1 protein-coding gene and 1 pseudogene are annotated in these 1,147 nt (G+C 55.3%); both read left to right on the top strand.

Annotated features, from left to right (window positions below; translation table 11 throughout):
• Positions 1-710, top strand: a 710-nt coding sequence (locus tag NPS29_RS28655; RefSeq protein ID WP_274136866.1) for a hypothetical protein, incomplete at its 5' end; no start/stop codon positions are given.
• Between the two features lie 25 nt (positions 711-735).
• A pseudogene (locus NPS29_RS28650) lies at positions 736-1,147 on the top strand (hypothetical protein); the annotation flags it as partial.

Here is a 1,147-nt window from a genome sequence, read left to right as displayed (position 1 = left end):
TCAATGCGACTGATCGTCGTGAGGATGTCTTGATGTCGTATGGCTTTCAGTTCACGAACAACAGTGACGTCGTAACACTCGACTCGGAATTTGCGCGGCTTGTCGTTCTTGATCAGGGCGCTTACTCGCCAAACGCGGAGAGCGGCTTGCGGGCGAACGTAAATTTCTCACGTGTGATCACCTCACAAGAACCGCCATTGATTTTTGCTAAGCCAAGCGTAATCAGTGGGCAGGCAGCAATTACCAGCGTTTTGATATACGGATCTCCTGGAAACTGGACCGGGTTCGGCATTCGCACGCGAAGCGTGAACTATGCGCCCCCAAATGGCACATGGTTCGTTGGCGCCTTTGCTGCGCAAGGCGTAAGCCAATACGGTATGCAGCTTTTCGACGGATCGGGGAAGCTTCTTTTCGATAGTGGAAACCCATGCGCGGTATTTACGGCGGCATATCAGAACTGGGCATATGCCTTCACGCAGACCCTAGACGTTGGCGTAACAAATTTCTTTTCCAGTCCAAAGCCGATCAACACGGTGGACTACATGCTGATCAATAACTACAGCATGAACGTAGTAGCAGGGTCTAACTCGGGCGCCCTTGTCGCAAGCGTGTGGGATTTCACTAATGGGACGCTGTACGCAACTATGACGTCTTCAGCTAACTCTCAGACGTTCTACCTCCCCGCCTTATTCGCCAGGCTCGTCGCTTAACTTTTCCAAACCGAAGGAATTACATATGCCCTGGTACAAAGCCGGGACGGTTTCTGTCGTCCAAAATTCGAATGCGGTGACCGGTACCGGCACAGCATTTATTGCCAATGCGCGGGTAGGGGATGCCTTTCGCGGCCCGGACGGTGGCTGGTATGAGGTGACCAATATCGCGAGCAACACCTCGATGTCCATCTCGCCGAACTATCAAGGCGCGAACAGCAGCTCGGGTGCCTACGCGCTGGCGCCCATGCAGGGCTACGTGAAGGACTCTGCCGACGCCCTGCGTGCCTTGGTGAACCAGTTCGGGCCAGTGTTGGCGGTGCTGGGCACTACAGGCTCCGTGGCGGGTGTTCGCTCCGCGTTGAACCTGACCAACACCGATGGCTTGCCGGAAGGCGACAACAAGTACTTCTCGGATTTTCGGGTGCGCGCGGCGG

This window comes from Pseudomonas putida, from assembly GCF_028682175.1.
Taxonomy (GTDB): domain Bacteria; phylum Pseudomonadota; class Gammaproteobacteria; order Pseudomonadales; family Pseudomonadaceae; genus Aquipseudomonas; species Aquipseudomonas putida_AD.
Note: the sequence above shows the minus strand (reverse complement) of the source record. Positions and strands in the feature narration are given on the sequence as shown.